Origin of the sequence: Algibacter sp. L1A34 (genome assembly GCF_009796805.1) — a bacterium.
Lineage (GTDB): Bacteria > Bacteroidota > Bacteroidia > Flavobacteriales > Flavobacteriaceae > Algibacter.
On record NZ_CP047029.1, the window covers coordinates 4,258,309 to 4,271,505 of the forward strand.

At 32.5% G+C, this 13,197-nt stretch carries 11 protein-coding genes and 1 other RNA gene; 4 read left to right on the top strand and 8 right to left on the bottom strand.

Features of this window, described 5'->3' with window-relative positions:
- Positions 1-44: 44 nt before the first annotated feature.
- Both aroQ and GQR97_RS17925 read right to left on the bottom strand, forming a co-directional pair.
- A complete protein-coding gene (gene aroQ / locus GQR97_RS17920) occupies positions 45-461 on the bottom strand; it encodes a type II 3-dehydroquinate dehydratase (protein ID WP_158850911.1) in 417 nt (138 codons plus the stop codon).
- A gap of 84 nt (positions 462-545) precedes the next feature.
- The gene (locus GQR97_RS17925; RefSeq protein ID WP_158850913.1) at positions 546-1,166 is read right to left on the bottom strand and encodes an outer membrane beta-barrel protein; all 621 of its coding nucleotides are present in this window, start codon (positions 1,164-1,166) and stop codon (positions 546-548) included.
- Between the two features lie 286 nt (positions 1,167-1,452).
- On the opposite strand from GQR97_RS17925, the gene xerD reads away from it, so the two are divergent.
- Together xerD and GQR97_RS17935 are read left to right on the top strand one after the other, a co-directional pair.
- Positions 1,453-2,349 (top strand): site-specific tyrosine recombinase XerD, encoded by an 897-nt coding sequence (gene xerD / locus GQR97_RS17930; RefSeq protein ID WP_158850915.1) that lies wholly within the window; start codon positions 1,453-1,455, stop codon positions 2,347-2,349.
- Between the two features lie 116 nt (positions 2,350-2,465).
- A complete protein-coding gene (locus GQR97_RS17935) occupies positions 2,466-3,665 on the top strand; it encodes a sensor histidine kinase (RefSeq protein WP_158850917.1) in 1,200 nt (399 codons plus the stop codon).
- Positions 3,666-3,675: 10 nt separating this feature from the next.
- Here the strand turns inward: GQR97_RS17935 and rny are convergent, their stop codons facing one another.
- The 4 genes from rny to GQR97_RS17955 all read right to left on the bottom strand — a co-directional run bounded on the left by rny (position 3,676) and on the right by GQR97_RS17955 (position 6,093).
- The gene (gene rny / locus GQR97_RS17940) at positions 3,676-5,250 is read right to left on the bottom strand and encodes a ribonuclease Y (RefSeq protein ID WP_158850919.1); all 1,575 of its coding nucleotides are present in this window, start codon (positions 5,248-5,250) and stop codon (positions 3,676-3,678) included.
- Between the two features lie 59 nt (positions 5,251-5,309).
- Positions 5,310-5,435, bottom strand: a non-coding RNA gene (ssrS, locus tag GQR97_RS17945) — 6S RNA.
- 58 nt (positions 5,436-5,493) lie between these two features.
- Positions 5,494-5,787 (bottom strand): cell division protein ZapA, encoded by a 294-nt coding sequence (locus tag GQR97_RS17950; protein ID WP_158850921.1) that lies wholly within the window; start codon positions 5,785-5,787, stop codon positions 5,494-5,496.
- Between the two features lie 15 nt (positions 5,788-5,802).
- Positions 5,803-6,093: a hypothetical protein gene (locus GQR97_RS17955; RefSeq protein WP_158850923.1), complete on the bottom strand. Its 291-nt coding sequence runs from the start codon at positions 6,091-6,093 to the stop codon at positions 5,803-5,805.
- 176 nt (positions 6,094-6,269) lie between these two features.
- Between GQR97_RS17955 and GQR97_RS17960 the strand changes: the two genes are divergently transcribed.
- Together GQR97_RS17960 and GQR97_RS17965 are read left to right on the top strand one after the other, a co-directional pair.
- Positions 6,270-7,955, top strand: coding sequence for a M23 family metallopeptidase (locus tag GQR97_RS17960; RefSeq protein ID WP_158850925.1), 1,686 nt, complete (start codon positions 6,270-6,272; stop codon positions 7,953-7,955).
- Positions 7,956-7,977: 22 nt separating this feature from the next.
- The gene (locus tag GQR97_RS17965; RefSeq protein WP_158850927.1) at positions 7,978-10,434 is read left to right on the top strand and encodes a carboxypeptidase-like regulatory domain-containing protein; all 2,457 of its coding nucleotides are present in this window, start codon (positions 7,978-7,980) and stop codon (positions 10,432-10,434) included.
- A gap of 3 nt (positions 10,435-10,437) precedes the next feature.
- On the opposite strand, the gene GQR97_RS17970 is transcribed toward GQR97_RS17965, so the two are convergent.
- On the bottom strand, positions 10,438-11,871 hold the full coding sequence (locus tag GQR97_RS17970; protein WP_158850929.1) for a hypothetical protein: 1,434 nt from the start codon (positions 11,869-11,871) through the stop codon (positions 10,438-10,440).
- Positions 11,872-12,003: 132 nt separating this feature from the next.
- Positions 12,004-13,146 (bottom strand): cysteine desulfurase family protein, encoded by a 1,143-nt coding sequence (locus tag GQR97_RS17975; RefSeq protein WP_158850931.1) that lies wholly within the window; start codon positions 13,144-13,146, stop codon positions 12,004-12,006.
- Positions 13,147-13,197 lie beyond the last annotated feature (51 nt).

The window sequence follows — 13,197 nt, forward strand, 5'->3', positions numbered from 1 at the left end:
TGTTAATCCTTCATAACGGTTTTATAATTTAAACTTAATTTTTTTTACAAAAAACTCTGAATAGCTAACCCATAACTTGGCATTCCGAAACCTAAAATAACACCTTTAGCATTTGGCGAAATGTAAGATTGATGACGGAATTCTTCTCTAGAAAACGTATTAGAAATATGCACTTCTACAACAGGAGTGGAAATACCTTTTATAGCATCGCCAATACCTATTGAAGTATGCGTATAAGCACCAGCGTTTAATATAACGCCATCATAACTAAAACCGACTTCATGCAACTTATCAATAAGTTCGCCTTCTATATTAGATTGATAATACTCCAAGCTTACTGTTGGATATTTTTCTTTTAAGTCCTTAAAAAATTCTTCAAAAGTTAAACTACCATAAATTTCAGGTTCTCTTTTTCCTAATAAATTTAAATTGGGGCCGTTGATGATGATTAGTTTTTTCATATGGTAAATATATTTAATTTTTAGGCATAAAAAAAAGGAAGCCATTACGACTTCCTTTAATTAAATATTTTTTTGAACTATTATTTAGAATACAAATAATACTCCAAAATTAGCCGTTCCACCAAAAGGGTTGTTTACCTCTCCTACTCCAAAGTTGAAGTTGCTTGTCGCTTTAGCTCCAGATACATCTACTTTAGAAGAAGAATATGCCAAAACATTATCTAATCCAAAAGTAAGTGCAATGTTTTCTTTTACAAAATAGTTAAGACCTAAATCTAAACCAGCTCCAATTGAATTAACTTTAACATCAGAAATTTTGTCGTCTAATGAGTTATACCCAACACCAAGCTCAGTATAAGTTTTAAAACGTTTTCCTAAATCTAAAAAGTAATAACGTCCAAAAGCACCAATTCCAATATTTGAGTTTTTAGAAGTATCTGTTCCAGATGTAGAGGTTTTAGCTGTACCAAAATCTAATTGAACACCAACTGCTAAATCATCATTTAAAAAATAACCTACTTTTGGAGTAAAGTTAAAAGCGCTAGATTTTGTATCAAAGTTTTTGTCATTAGTACTGTTAAAGCCTAAGCTCCCTTCAACAAAAACGTTACCTTCTTCAAAACCAAATTCACTAATATCATCTTGTGCATTTACTGAAGTAAATCCGAAAACTGCAATTGCTGCAGCAAAAAATAATTTTTTCATAATTTAAATGTTTTATTATAAATATTCCGCAAATAAAAGGCTGTTTATCCTTTTAATTAACCTTTAGTCTTGTTTTATGATAATTTTAACAATTTTTATACTACAAGTTATTGAGAATCAACATGTACAGAAAAAACTTTTTTTTTAACACAAAAAAGACCTAAAATCATTTTTTTTATTTCTCTAAATTTGCAATTATTCCTTATTCATTTGTTTACTAAACACTTCCAAAAATATAAACAATTCTGCCTTAATTTAATCCGAAAAATTCTTTACTTTTATCCTAATGAAATGGAGTCAAGCCATAAAGGATTATACTTTTTATTTAAAGATAGAAAGAGGTTTATCACAAAACTCAATAAATAGTTATGTGTTAGATGTTCAAAAACTAATTTCTTTTTTAGACGATAAAGAGATTAAAGAAGCGCCTATTTCAATTACTGATACAACTATTAGGGAATTTATTTATAGCGTATCAAAAAAAATTAACGAACGCTCACAATCTAGACTCATTTCTGGTTTACGAAGCTTTTTCAATTATTTAGTTTTTGAAGATTATCGAATAGACAATCCGCTAGAGCTTATCGAATCCCCTAAAATTGGAAGAAAACTTCCCGATACCTTATCGGAAGAAGAAATTGACAATCTAATAAAAGCCATAGATTTAAGCAAACCCGAGGGAGAACGCAATAGAGCAATGCTAGAAACACTATACGGCTGTGGTTTACGGGTTAGTGAATTGGTTAATTTAAAATTATCGGATTTATTTTTTGAAGAGGGTTTCATAAAAGTGACAGGAAAAGGAGACAAACAACGTTTCGTTCCTATTATAGATATTACTAAAAAGTATATTAATATCTACAGAACAGAAATTAGAAATCATATGAATATTCAGGCTGGTTTTGAAGACACTTTATTTTTAAATCGCCGTGGCAAACAATTAACACGCGCCATGATTTTTACTATAATTAAACAATTAGCAGTAAAAATTGATTTAAAGAAAAGTATTTCTCCACATACTTTTAGACATTCATTTGCCACGCATTTACTTCAAAACAATGCCGATTTAAGATCTATTCAGCTCATGCTTGGGCACGAAAGTATAACAACAACTGAAATTTATGTACATTTAGATAGAAACCATTTAACTAAGGTTGTAGAACAATTTCATCCAAGAAAATAAAAAATTTAGTAAGCAACCCAAATAAATCAAGACCTATTGTGACGTGTAAATAATTAAGGAGTCTAAATTAATACCTACTTAAGTTTTATTTTAAATTTTAACCCTAAGAAAACCATATGGTAAAGAGCATATTCTCTCCGATTCGTAATCTTTTTAAACGCACATCAAATTCCACTGAATCTGACAGTTTAAAATGGCAATTTGCCGTAGAAAACTCTAAAATAGGAGTTTGGGATTGGGATGCAAAAACAAACAAAGTATTCTATTCTGCTGAATCAAAAAACATTTTAGGCTACGAAGACAACGAAATCGGAAGCAATGCAGACGAATGGAATAATCGTGTACATCCTGAAGACAGAGATGCTTATCATTATGATTTTCAAAAACATTTATCTGGAGAAATAGAAATATACAAGAATGAACATCGGGTACTGTGTAAAGATGGAACCTACCGCTGGATTTTAGATCAAGGAAAAATTGTTAGTAAAGATAAAATAGGCAAACCATTACGTATAATAGGTACACATATCGACATTACCAAACGTAAAGAAGATGAGATGCTTTTAAATGAAAATTTTAATGTAATCACTAGCCAAAATAAACGGCTTTATAATTTTACACATATTGTTTCTCATAATTTAAGAACTCATATTGGTAATTTTAAAAACGTATTAGAATTTCATGATTCTGCTAAAACTCAAGAAGAAAAAGATGAAATGTTTAATTATTTAAAAACCATTTCTTCCGCTTTAACCACTACTATTAGCAATTTAAGTGATGTAATTAGTGTAAACTCTGAATATAACGACCTAACAAATAATGTTAATATAAGTAACGTTATTGTAGATAGCTTAGATAATCTTTCTATTGATATAGCTTCAAAAGAAGCAATTATAAATACAGATATACCTTCTAATTTATTCCTTACGGGTAATTCGGCATATTTAGAAAGCATTTTTCATAATTTAATATCTAATGCTATAAAATATGTTGATGCCAGTGTTACTCCAAAAGTTAATATTAAGAGTACTGAAAAAAATGAAGGTTTCGAAATTTCTATTACCGACAATGGTATTGGTATTGATTTAAACAAATACAAAGATCAAGTTTTTGGCATGTACAATACATTCCACGAGAGTAACAGAGAAGACTCTGAAGGTATTGGTCTTTACCTAACCAAAATACAAGTTGAAGATTTAGGTGGGCAAATTACGATTGAAAGTGAATTAAATATAGGGACCACCTTTAAACTCTTTTTTCCAAAAGAAAAAGCTTTCCTTCTTAATAAAAAAAAGGAAAGCTTTAAAAAACTTTAACTCTAAATAATTACTTCGCGATATTCACGGCACGAGTTTCTCTAATTACAGTTACTTTTACTTGTCCTGGATACGTCATATCTGTTTGTATTTTTTGAGAAATACTAAACGATAAATCAGCAGCAGTTTGGTCGTTAACCTTTTCGCTTTCAACAATAACACGTAGTTCTCTACCTGCCTGAATAGCGTATGCTTTCTTAACACCGTTAAAACCGAAGGCTATTTCTTCTAAATCTTTTAAACGTTGAATATAACTATCTAAAACTTGTCTACGTGCTCCTGGTCTTGCTCCAGATATAGCATCACAAACTTGAATAATAGGTGCTAATAACGATTTCATTTCTATTTCGTCGTGGTGAGCACCAATCGCATTTATTACATCGTCTTTTTCTCCATATTTCTCAGCCCATTGCATACCTAGAATCGCGTGTGGCGTTTCCATATCTGTTTCTGCATCTGGCACTTTACCAATATCATGTAACAGTCCGGCACGTTTAGCTAACTTAGGGTTTAATCCTAATTCTGCAGCCATTACACCACAAAGCTTAGCAACTTCACGCGAGTGCTGTAGTAAGTTTTGCCCGTAAGATGAGCGGTATTTCATTCTACCAACCATTTTAATTAATTCTGGGTGTAGATTATGAATTCCTAAATCGATAACCGTACGCTTACCAACTTCTATAATTTCTTGCTCAATTTGTTTTTGAGTTTTCTTTACAATCTCTTCAATTCGTGCAGGATGTATTCTACCATCTGTAACTAATTTATGAAGTGATAAACGTGCAATTTCACGTCTCACAGAATCGAAACATGATAAGATAATTGCTTCCGGAGTATCATCAACAATAATTTCTACACCTGTTGCAGCTTCAATGGCGCGAATATTTCGACCTTCACGACCAATAATTCGTCCTTTAACATCATCAGATTCTATATTAAATACAGATACACAGTTATCAACTGCTTCTTCTGTTCCAATACGCTGTATAGTATTTATAATAATTTTCTTCGCATCTTGCTCGGCTGTTAGCTTCGCTTCCTCTAAAGAACTTTGTATAAAAGCCATCGCATCATTCTTAGCTTCACCTTTTAAAGACTCTACTAATTGCTCCTTAGCATCTTCTGCCGAAAGGCTAGAAATAACTTCGAGTTGTTGTACTTGGCTTCTGTGTAATCTTTCAACCTCTTCTTGTTTACTTTCTAGTACATCAAGTCGATGGTTATAATCTTTTATTTTACTATCTAAACTATCGTTAGCTTTTTTACTTTTAGAAAGCTCGTTAGATATTTGCGATTCTTTATCTCGGGTGCGCTTTTCAGCTTCTCCCATTTTTTTATCGCGACTTAAAATAACTTTTTCATGCTCTGCTTTTAGCTCTAAGAACTTCTCTTTAGCCTGAAGCATTTTATCTTTTTTAATACTCTCACCTTCTACATTGGCTTGTTTAAGTATTAACGCTGCATTTTTTTTTGCGTTTTTTATGAGTTTTGAAGCATTGTTTTTTTCTAACATTTTTGCTATAATAAAGCCTATTGCAAGCCCTAAAACAACACCACCTACTGCAAATATAATTGAGTTATCCATCGTTTAATTTAGTTAATAATAATATATAAAAAAGCCTACACCGGCATAAAGTTTTGTATAAACTCCTTAAAAACAAGTTTAGGGCTAACAAGCTGATCAAGGATCTGCCAAACACTAAATAAATTTAGTATTGCAGCCTGCTTTTACAACTTAAACTCACCCTTTTTAAAGAATTAACGTTGAGTTTATCAAAAAAAATAACCAATGTAGGCAGTAACTTTTTAGTTTATTTTAAAGAACGAATTAAGAAACTATAAACGAATCCAACAAATTATTAAGCGCCACAAGTTTTTCTTCAACATGCTCGTTTACATTTGTTTTATCTATAGACTTCTGCTCTACTTGAGAGGCAAATTGTAAGGCACACATGGCCAAAACATCTTGTTTATCTCGAACAGAATAACTTTGCTCAAATTGTTTAATCATTACTTCAATGCTTTTTGATGCTTTACGGAGTCCTTCTTCTTGACTTGGGTCAATAGTTAAAGGATATACCCGATTAGCAATAGACAGCTTTATTTTAAGCTTTTCCGACATTGAATTTAATTAGCATTACTCAGATAGTTGTCCAATACAATGGTCAATTTCTCTAATTAAGGCATTTATTTTAAGCTTAGTTTCTCTTTTATTATCGTCACCACCAAGCATTGAATTTGCAATTCTAAGAGCTTCATATTTTTCTTCCCAATTAGCATTTAGCTTTTTTTGGTTCAAAATTTCCTGCTTTGAAACTTCTAATTCTTCATTTAATTTCAAATTAGTTTGCTTTAAAAGCTCTACCTTGTGTAATACCTTGCTAATTTTGTTTTCTAACGAATCTACAATATCCTCAATATTACTCATTTACCAATTTCAATACTTATATCACAAAGTTAACCAACCTAGCTATAATTTACAATTGTTTTTCAATAAATTTTTAGATTATTCCTTAAAATTCTTTTTCAATACAATGGCTTACTTTTTGCTTTATCCTTTGTGTTTTCATCTCAAATGAATATTTTTGCAGTTACAATTATCCTATGAAATTTATCCTTTCTCTTTTTCTGTTTTGTTCATTGTTTTTGAACGCTCAAAATAATTATCCGCAAGATTACTTTGCAAACCCTTTAGATGGAACTTTAGTTCTAGCTGGTACTTTTGCAGAACTACGTTCCAACCATTTCCATTCAGGACTCGATATAAAAACGCAACAACGCACGGGTTTAAAAGTTAAAGCTTCGGCCAGTGGATTTGTAAGTCGTATTAAAATTGCACATTACGGCTACGGAAAAGCCCTTTATATTACGCATCCAAACGGTTACACCACGGTTTATGCGCATTTGCAAAAATTTTCGCCCGAGATTCAAGCTTATATTAAAAAGAAGCAATACGAGGAAGAAGGTTACGAAATTGAGCTATTCCCTACTCCAGAAGAATTACCTATAACCCAAGGAGATATTGTAGCCTACAGCGGAAACACAGGCAGTTCTGGAGGGCCACATCTTCATTTCGAAATTAGAAACAAAGATGAGCACCCAATAAACCCCATGCTTTTTGGTATAGATATTTTAGATACAACAGCACCAGTAATACAGTCGCTTTATGCATATCCGTTAGATAAAAATTCTTTTGTTAATAAGAAGAATAAAAAACAAAAAGTTAGACTCATTCCTTTAAAAAACGGTGATTTTGTTACAGAAAAAATTAATGCTATTGGTAATATAGGTTTTGGTATTAAAACAATAGACAGACAAGACTTAGCAGGAAACTCTAATGGCGTTTACAACATACAAACGGTTATTAATGGACAACGTAATTTTGAAATCGATTTCAAAGAATTTTCATTCGATGAAACCAAACACATAAATACATTTATAGATTACGAACATTATAAAACTAAAAAAGAACGTATTCAGCGTTTGTATAAAAAGCATAATCCGTTAAGCTTACTTAAATCGGTTACCAACAATGGTGTTTTAGCTATAACAGACAGTACAAATTCTGTTTATAAAATTCGCGTTTCCGATTATAAAAATAATGAAACCTGGATAACCGTTAATATTAAAGGAACAAAAAAGACAATTACCGCAGTTAAAGAAGAAAAAACGACGCCTTATTTTATAAAAGCCAACCAAGCAACAAACCTAAAAGAAGGTAAAATTGCGGTAGATTTTTATAAAGACACCTTTTACAATGATTTCTATTTAGACTTCGAAGTAAAAAACGACACCTTATTTTTAGATGATGATACCGTTCCAACCAAAAAAAGTTTTAAAATTTCCTTTGATGTTAGCCAATACAAAGACGTCGATAAAAACAAACTTTTCATTGCTCGCTTAATTGGATATAAAGATTATCCAGCCTATTCTACCACAAAAAGAAAAGGTGATATTTTAACAACTAACTCCAAATATTTAGGTAAATATGCTTTAACAACAGACAGCATTGCTCCTACTATTAAAGCTGCCAATTTTAAAGACAAGCAATGGTTAAGTAATTTTAGATATTTAAAAGTTAAAATTACCGACGACCTTTCGGGAATATCTAATTATAGAGCTACCATTAACGGGAAATTCATTTTAATGGAGTACGAATACAAAACAAATACTTTGACTTACGATTTTGATGATGGCGATTTTACCAATACAAATAATAATTTAAAGGTGATTGTAACAGATAATGTTGGAAATAATTCTACTTTTGAAGCGTTATTTTACAGGAAGTAACACAAACTAACTCATCAACCATTTGAAAACAAAGCTTTTACTTGTCGGTTTATTTTTTTTCAGCCTTTATATAGGGTTCGCACAAACAGCAACTATTAAAGGTATTATTTTAGATGAAAACAATTTGCCTATAGAACAGGTAAATATTAAATCAGGAATAAATGGAACGGTTAGTAATGCCAATGGTTTTTACAGCTTAACTATAAATGTAAATGAAGATATTTTAGTTGAATTTACGCACCTTTCGTTTAAAAAAATATCAAGTTCTTTTAATCTGAAGAATGGAGAAACCTACGAATTCAATCCTGTTATGAGTACCTCGTTAGAGCAAATAGCAGCTATAACCATAACAAGTAACCGCCGGAAAGATGTTGAAGGTATAATCACCTTGAAACCAGAGACTATTAGAAAAATTCCTGGAGCAAATGCTGGTGTAGAAAATTTATTGATGACTTTACCAGGCGTTAGCAACAACAATGAATTAAGTACACAATACGCTGTGCGTGGTGGTAATTACGATGAAAATCTCGTTTATGTAAACGATATAGAAGTGTATCGCCCATTTTTAATTCGTTCTGGTCAGCAAGAAGGATTAAGTTTTGTTAACTCCAATTTAGTCCAAAATGTCGATTTTTCCGCAGGTGGATTCCAAGCTAAATATGGCGACAAATTATCATCCGTTTTAGACATTACTTATAAAACACCATATCAGTTTGAAATTAATGCCGATTTGAGTTTACTTGGCGGGAGTCTTTCCGTAGAAAATATAAGTAAAGATTCAAAATTTACAAGTATTGTTGGCGTACGTTACCGCGACAATAGTTTATTAGTAGATGCCAAAGAAACCGAAACCAATGTAAAACCAACATTTGCAGACGCTCAGGCCTTTTTTACTTATAAATTTACAGATAAATTTCAGTTGAGTTTTCTAGGAAATGCTGCAATCAATAAATATAATTTTGAGCCGCAAACTAGACAGACTAATTTTGGCACACTCACCGACCCTATTGCTCTTTTGGTATTTTATGAAGGTGAAGAAAAAGATGAATACCAAACTTATTTTGGAGCTTTTAAAGGTACATACTTTGCTAACGACGATTTAACATTGAAGTTAATAGCATCAACCTATCACACAACAGAAGAAGAGTATTTCGATATTTTATCTCAATACCGTTTAGGTGAAGTTAATAGTAATATTGGAGATGAAAATTTAGGTGAAGTTGAATTTAGCGAAGGCGTTGGAAGCCAATTAAACCACGGCCGAAACGATCTAGATGCTTTAATTACAAATATTGAACATAAGGGTGATTTAAAAATTGATGATAACCGTATTGAATGGTCTGTTAAATACACACATGAAGATATTAGAGATCGCCTGGTAGAATGGGAAGTTATCGATTCGGCAGGGTTTTCAATTAGACCTCCAAAAACAGTTATAAACGAGCAACCTTACGCAGCTTTTAGCGGTCCGTTAACACCTTACCAAAACGTTCGCGCAACAAACAACACACAAATTAACCGCTTTCAAGCTTACGCTCAATGGAGTAAACGCTCCATGATTGGCAATAACGATGTTTGGTATAATGCTGGTGCTAGAATGCATAGTTGGTCTGTTTCCGGCGATGGTATTTCAAATACAAGTCAAGTTGTATTTAGTCCGCGTGCACAATTCACCATAAAACCAAATTGGGAAAAAGATATGTTGTTTAGAGTAGCAACAGGTTTATATTATCAGCCACCTTTTTATCGCGAATTACGTGATGCTTCGGGAACTATCCAACCAGATGTAAAAGCGCAAAAATCGCTTCATGTTGTACTAGGAAACGATTATAGTTTTAAAATGTGGGATCGCCCATTTAAATTAACTACCGAGCTTTATTACAAAGGTATAACCGATGTTAATCCGTATACATTAGAAAATGTACGTATTAGATATGCGGCTAACAATAATGCAAAAGCCTATGCTTACGGTTTAGATATGCGCCTTAATGGTGAGTTTGTGCCAGGAACGGAATCTTGGTTTAGTTTCGGGTATTTAAAAAATGAAGAAAACATTGACAACCGTGGCTATATTGCACGCCCAACCGATCAACGTTTAAAATTTGCTGCATTGTTTCAAGATTATGTACCCAATGTACCAAACATGAAAATGTATTTAAACCTGGTTTATAATACAGGTTTACCAGGAGGGTCGCCAAGTTATGCCGATGCCTATGAATATCAAAATAGATTGCCAGATTATAAACGTGCCGATTTAGGGTTACAGTTTGTTTTAGTTGATGCCAAAAAACAATTTGAACATGGTTGGAAAAAACCTTTTAAAACTTTGTCTTTTGGGTTTGAAATCTACAATATGTTTGATGCTCAAAACTCTATAACAAACACTTGGGTGCGCGATGTATATAGCAAACGCCAATATGCGATTCCTAATTACTTAACACCACGTGTTTTTAATGTGAAGACTAGTATGAGGTTTTAAAGGTTATCTAGCAATTAAATTTAAAGATACCAATATTAAACCTCCAGAACCAGACCAACGTTCTGCCCAAACTTCTACATAATCTCCTTCTGATAATTCAACCGTTCCCACAACAGCTGCAGCTCCAACATCTTCATTTGCTCCATTTTCTCTATAAACTTTTGTTTGATCTATAACGCTACCGTTTTTTGCTAGATAAAAAATAAAAATAGTTCTATTGGTATCGCCTTGAAATGATAAACTAGCTGTGATACCAAAATATCTTGTTTTCTTGCCCTCGTAAGTAATTCTATTATTACCATCTTTAGCAAAGCGAAATAAACTATTAGAAACTGTAGTTCCTGATATTTTTTTTCTACTACTTGTTCCTGTACCTGTAAATGAAATACTTGTTCCTGAGCCAACAGCAGCCGAAAAGTTAATATCCCCAGTGGCGACACCATCAGTTTCAACAGGAATACCGGGGCTATTTATATCCCAATTGTTTGTAAAATTATACCCCGCATAAGGAGAACTTCCATTTATATAATTACCACTTCCGTAAAAATCTACAATATGTATACCACCATCGATTAAAGAAGTAATTCCTGTAATATCTATTGCTGCCGTCGCGGAAATGACTTCACTAAACCCTCCTTGCTTAGTTATAATTTCAAAATCACCTATAAATGTTTCATATACTCCTCCGTTATTACTAGCCCAACCTTCTGAATTTAATAGAAGTTGATTAATATCTTCATACGTAATACCTGCCGAATTATTTACAAATTGAACAATACTAACAAAGACAAGGCCGTATGTAGAAATAGAACCAACCGAACCTGAGCTTAACACAACACAGTCTCGAAACACTAAGCGTTCCGTTCCAGAGCTTCCAGACAAGTTAAAAACAGTGCCCCCAGGAGCTGTTAATGTAAGACCTCTTATTGAGCCCCCTGTAGCTCCTTCAAATATAGTTCCTCCAGCACTATTTACTAGTATATCTTCATTTGTATCTTCTCCAATTAAATAAGCGCCATTTAAATTAATTGGAGCCGCTAAAGTTATTTGTCCATTAATTTCGTACATAAAATCGGTAGTTAATAAATACTCTGCGCCTCCACCAGCCGCAAGCTCATCTGCCAAATCGGCCACAGATTTAACTAACTTATAATTATCACGTTTTTCGGCGCCTTCTAGCGGTACCCAAGATGTTCCATTGTAAAAATAAAAGACACTTTCATCGATATCGAATACCAATAAACCATCGGCTGGTGTAGCAATAGCAACTCTTTGCAAGGTTGTCATTCTAGGCGTTAAAACGCCTTGAGTTGTAGATTCCATTTCTAAAACTGAAGAAATATGAGGATCGGTAGTTCCTATTCCTACCTGACTATAAGAGTTCATTTGAAAAAGGACAAAAAAAAGTAAAACGATAGAATAGTTTAGGTTCTTCATGATATTTTGGGCTTAAATCAACTCTTTTAATAAGAATTAATCTACAATTATACAAAAAAATATCCGACAATTAAACACTTAGCCGACGAATAACTCACTTAAACTGAATTATTTACCAAAAACACAACAAATCTAAGCGAATTCTTTCAAAATAGAAATAACATAATCTATCTCTTCTTTTGTATTAAAAATACTAAATGAAAATCTTAAAGACGGTTTCTCTAATGCATCGGGTGAAAGAATTTCTAATAACACATGAGATTTTTTATTACTCCCACTTTGGCAAGCACTACCTTTAGAACAAGCGATCCCTTTTAGGTCTAGCTGAAATAATATCATATCCAACTTATTACTAACAAAAGGTAAACAAACATTTATTATAGTATAAGCACTTTTCTCTAAATCTCCCGATAAGCCGTTAAATGTAACTCCTGGTAAAGCCTTGCTAATTTCATCTATAAAATACAATTTAAGTCCTTTTATATAGGCATGCTCTTTTTCGGCGTTTTCCTTCATTAACGTTAAAGCCAACTCTAAGCCTGCTATATTATGCACACTTTCGGTTCCTGCTCGTAAACCACGTTCTTGTTCTCCTCCAAAAATTAGAGGCTTAACGTAACCTACATTTTTTCTAATAAAAGCAAAACCAACACCTTTTGGCCCGTGAAACTTATGTCCTGCTGCTGTAATGAAATCCACTTTTATATCTTGTAGATCTAAATTGTAATGCCCTACAGATTGTACAGTATCACTATGAAAAAACGCATTATTCGCTTTACATAAATTAGCCACACGCTTAATATCGGTAATGTTCCCTATTTCGTTATTAATATGCATTAAGCTCACCAATGTTTTTTTATTGGTTTGTAATAAGGATTCCAAATGCTCGAAATCTAAGTTTCCGTTTGTATCCAAATTAATATAACTCACCTCAATATTAAATCCGTTTTGCAAAGCTTCTACGGTGTGTAAAACAGCATGATGTTCAATTCTACTCGTTATAATATGCTTAACCTCTAAATCTCTAACAGCACTATTTAAAATTAAATTATCGGCCTCGGTACCTCCAGATGTAAAAATAATTTCACTCGCCGAAACATTTAAACAACTCGCGATAGCTTTTCTAGATTTTTCGATTAAAGATTTTGACGATCGCCCAAAACTATGGGAAGACGAAGCATTTCCGAAGTTTGTTTTAAGAACCTTCGTTATTTCATTAACAACTTCATCTCTTAATTCTGTTGTTGCGGCATTATCAAAATAAACTGGTTTCATATTACTGTTTTGAGCAACAAAAATACTTCAAATAAAATTATTTCTAATATG

Excerpts from the sequence above, each read along its gene's own strand:
- GQR97_RS17925 (WP_158850913.1), bottom strand. The coding sequence starts at position 1,166 with ATGAAAAAATTATTTTTTGCTGCAGCAATTGCAGTTTTCGGATTTACT.
- GQR97_RS17955 (WP_158850923.1), bottom strand. The coding sequence starts at position 6,093 with ATGAGTAATATTGAGGATATTGTAGATTCGTTAGAAAACAAAATTAGC.
- aroQ (WP_158850911.1), bottom strand. The coding sequence starts at position 461 with ATGAAAAAACTAATCATCATCAACGGCCCCAATTTAAATTTATTAGGA.
- rny (WP_158850919.1), bottom strand. The coding sequence starts at position 5,250 with ATGGATAACTCAATTATATTTGCAGTAGGTGGTGTTGTTTTAGGGCTT.
- GQR97_RS17975 (WP_158850931.1), bottom strand. The coding sequence starts at position 13,146 with ATGAAACCAGTTTATTTTGATAATGCCGCAACAACAGAATTAAGAGAT.
- GQR97_RS17935 (WP_158850917.1), top strand. The coding sequence starts at position 2,466 with ATGGTAAAGAGCATATTCTCTCCGATTCGTAATCTTTTTAAACGCACA.
- GQR97_RS17950 (WP_158850921.1), bottom strand. The coding sequence starts at position 5,787 with ATGTCGGAAAAGCTTAAAATAAAGCTGTCTATTGCTAATCGGGTATAT.
- GQR97_RS17970 (WP_158850929.1), bottom strand. The coding sequence starts at position 11,871 with ATGAAGAACCTAAACTATTCTATCGTTTTACTTTTTTTTGTCCTTTTT.
- GQR97_RS17960 (WP_158850925.1), top strand. The coding sequence starts at position 6,270 with ATGAAATTTATCCTTTCTCTTTTTCTGTTTTGTTCATTGTTTTTGAAC.
- xerD (WP_158850915.1), top strand. The coding sequence starts at position 1,453 with ATGAAATGGAGTCAAGCCATAAAGGATTATACTTTTTATTTAAAGATA.